This window comes from Paenibacillus sp. 01T442, from assembly GCF_056398345.1.
Map to the genome: position 1 here is coordinate 1 of NZ_JBFTPF010000180.1, position 2,358 is coordinate 2,358.

At 45.3% G+C, this 2,358-nt stretch carries 2 protein-coding genes; both read right to left on the reverse strand.

Translation table 11 applies throughout. The features are described from left to right. Positions 1-1,758 (reverse strand): translation elongation factor 4 (lepA, locus tag AC1DLM_RS35175; protein WP_477572599.1); only part of this gene is annotated, 1,758 nt, incomplete at its 3' end. A 73-nt stretch (positions 1,759-1,831) separates the two neighbouring features. After that, a complete protein-coding gene (locus AC1DLM_RS35180) occupies positions 1,832-2,224 on the reverse strand; it encodes a DUF3679 domain-containing protein (RefSeq protein ID WP_441990303.1) in 393 nt (130 codons plus the stop codon). Positions 2,225-2,358 lie beyond the last annotated feature (134 nt).

A 2,358-nucleotide genomic window follows, 5' to 3' on the forward strand; every position in this document is an offset into this window, starting at 1 on the left:
GACCTGCTTCATGCGTTTTTTACCTTCTTTTTGCTTGTCTAACAATTTACGCTTACGGGAAATGTCACCGCCGTAACACTTTGCAAGTACGTTCTTACGCATCGCTTTAACTGTCTCACGCGCCACGATTTTCTGTCCAATTGCCGCTTGAATCGGCACCTCAAACATTTGCCGCGGGATAAGCTCCTTGAGCTTGTCACAAATGATTTTGCCACGATGATACGCGGTATCACGGTGAACGATGAAGGATAGCGCATCCACTTGCTCGGAATTAAGCAGGATGTCCATTTTCACTAGATTGGATTTCTTGTAGCCCGAAACCTCGTAGTCAAAGGAAGCATAGCCCTTCGTCCGTGACTTCAGCATATCGAAGAAATCGTAGACAATCTCAGATAGCGGGATCTCGTAAGTCAATGTAACACGATTCGTATCTAAGTATTCCATATTCATATATTCACCGCGTTTACCTTGGCAAAGTTCCATGATTGTACCCACATAATCATTAGGCACGATGACAGAAGCTTTCACGTAAGGTTCCTCAACGAAATCAATTCGTTGTGGATCCGGATAGTTCGATGGATTGTCAATTTCCATGACATCACCATTCGTTAACGTAATCCGATAAATAACGCTCGGTGCCGTTGTAATCAGTGGAATGTTAAATTCACGCTCGATACGCTCTTGAATGATTTCCATGTGCAGGAGTCCTAAGAATCCACAACGGAAGCCAAAGCCTAGGGCTGTCGAGGTTTCAGGCTCAAAACGTAAGGAAGCATCGTTCAGTTCAAGCTTTTGCAACGCTTCACGAAGATCGTTGTAATCGGTCGTTTCAATYGGATACAATCCGCAGAATACCATTGGATTAATCCGGCGGTAACCTGGTAATGCATCAGGTGAAGGACGATCTGCTTCCGTCACCGTGTCACCGACACGCGTGTCTCCAACATTTTTAATACCGGCAACGATAAACCCAACATCTCCGACCTCAAGGGAAGGAACCGATGACATTCTTGGTTTGAAAGCACCGACTTCAATAACTTCAAACACTTTGCCTGTCGCCATCATTTTGATCTTGGAGCCAGCTTTGATCGCACCATCAACGACACGCACGTAGACGATTACGCCTTTGTAGCTATCGTAATGGGAGTCGAAAATCAATGCTTTGAGCGGCGCATCAGGATTACCTTGCGGAGCTGGTACCTTCAGGCAAATTTGTTCGATAATCTCTTTAATACCGATCCCCGCTTTAGCTGATGCATGTACAGCATCACTAGCGTCAAGCCCGATTACGTCTTCGATCTCTTGCTTAACTTTATCCGGGTCTGCGCTAGGTAAATCAATTTTATTAATGACAGGTAAAATTTCTAGGTTATTCTCTAATGCGAGATACACGTTAGCTAGCGTCTGAGCCTCAATTCCTTGAGCCGCGTCTACGACCAACAGAGCGCCTTCACAAGCCGCAAGGCTTCGTGAAACCTCATAGGTAAAGTCTACGTGTCCAGGTGTATCAATCAGGTTAAGGATGTAGTCAACGCCATCATCCGCACGGTAAGCCAATCTTACCGCTTGAAGTTTAATCGTAATCCCACGTTCACGCTCCAGATCCATCTGGTCGAGAACTTGCTCTTGCATTTCACGAGAAGACAATGCACCTGTATATTCCAGAATACGATCAGCTAGTGTTGATTTACCGTGATCGATATGAGCGATAATTGAAAAGTTGCGAATTCTTTGTTGTCTTTCTCGAATGTCCGTCATGCTAAAGACTAACCCCCACTACATGCAAATAATTTTCATTATAGCAGTTGTGAGAAGTCGGAGCAATGCACACCTAACCTTTGCCTAAAACAGCATCAAACAAAGAAATAAACAATTTAATGCCATGATGCGCCGTTATCTGTAAAAGTTCGCCTAATTTATTCCCTACACGGTTCAAGGAATTGTCATGAATGGCAACAGGTTCAGCTTGTGGTTCTGTCGTCTGTTCCCCTTTTACAACCGTGTCTTTGCCAACTGGTGTCGGTGTAGGCGCTGCTTGGGCAACCGTCGTTACTACTTTTCCCGGTGCCTTGGTTGGAGCGACTTGTTGGGCTGCTTTGGAGGAAGGCTGAGGACCTTCTATGCGTTCCATGCCGCTGGATGCTAGACTGACGCCGAACAAGATACAAAACAGCAGCAGGAGTCCAAACAAGCCAACTTTGATATAAAAGTGCCTCAGCCTCATTGTATTTCCCTCCTTTATTGTTACTCGTTCGTTTACGAGTTTTTAGGTGTAGTCACAGGTGCATCCACTTTTTTCGCGTTCAAAATAACTTCGGATATCGCTTCTGCCAGCCAATCTGTCGTCCGGTAGCATTC